1 protein-coding gene is annotated in these 816 nt (G+C 61.8%); it reads right to left on the bottom strand.

All coding sequences use genetic code 11. The annotated features are described in order from the left end of the window. Window positions 1–701 (bottom strand): TonB-dependent receptor plug domain-containing protein (locus AC0V2Y_RS28375; protein WP_475418460.1); only part of this gene is annotated, 701 nt, incomplete at its 3' end. Between the last annotated feature and the right edge of the window lie 115 nt (window positions 702–816).

Below are 816 nucleotides of genomic sequence, written 5' to 3'. Positions count from 1 at the left end.
AGCGAACGGCGGTCCTTGTAGCCATACGCGCGCAGATCCTGCGTGCTCAGGTAGCCGTCGCGCTTGCGCAGGTACATCGGATCGCGCTGGCGCACGTCCAGGGTGGCGTAGGCATTGAAATGGTCCTTGACCAGGCTGCCGGTACCAAAGCTGATGGTCGCACGCTTCTGCTCACCATCGCTGCGGCTGGACTGGCCCAGCGAGCCGCCCACTTCCAGACCTTCGAAGCTGTCGCGCAGAATGATGTTGACCACGCCGGCCATCGCTTCCGAACCATAAATGGCCGATGCGCCATCTTTCAGGATTTCGATGCGTTCCACGGCGCCCACGGGAATCGAGTTCAAATCGACAAACGTCGTCTGGAATTCAGGCTGCGCGTATGGCGCCAGGCGGCGGCCATTGATCAGGGTCAGAGTGGCCTGGCTGCCGAAACCGCGCAGGTTCAGGCCGGCGGCGCCAGCGCTGAAACCATTGGTGCGGTTCTCGTCGATACCGCCGACGTTCGACGAGATCGTGCGCAGCACTTCATTGAGCGACGTCGCGCCACCGCGCGTCAGTTCATCACGCGTGATGATCTGCACCGGCGAAGCCGATTCCAGCGTAATGCGGCGCACGTTCGAGCCGGTCACGTACACTTTTTGCACGGCGCTGCCGTCGGCCTCGGCCGCAGCCTTCGCCGGCGCCGCCGCCTGAGGTCCCATGCTGGCGTCCTGCGCATGAGTTACTTGAGTCAACAAACTGGTACCGGCAATTACGCCCAGCGCGAAGCGAACCAAGACCACACTAGTTTTTTCTCTGATGAACATTACTCTTCCC

The organism is Janthinobacterium sp. BHSEK (genome assembly GCF_056174685.1).
Note: the sequence above shows the minus strand (reverse complement) of the source record. Positions and strands in the feature narration are given on the sequence as shown.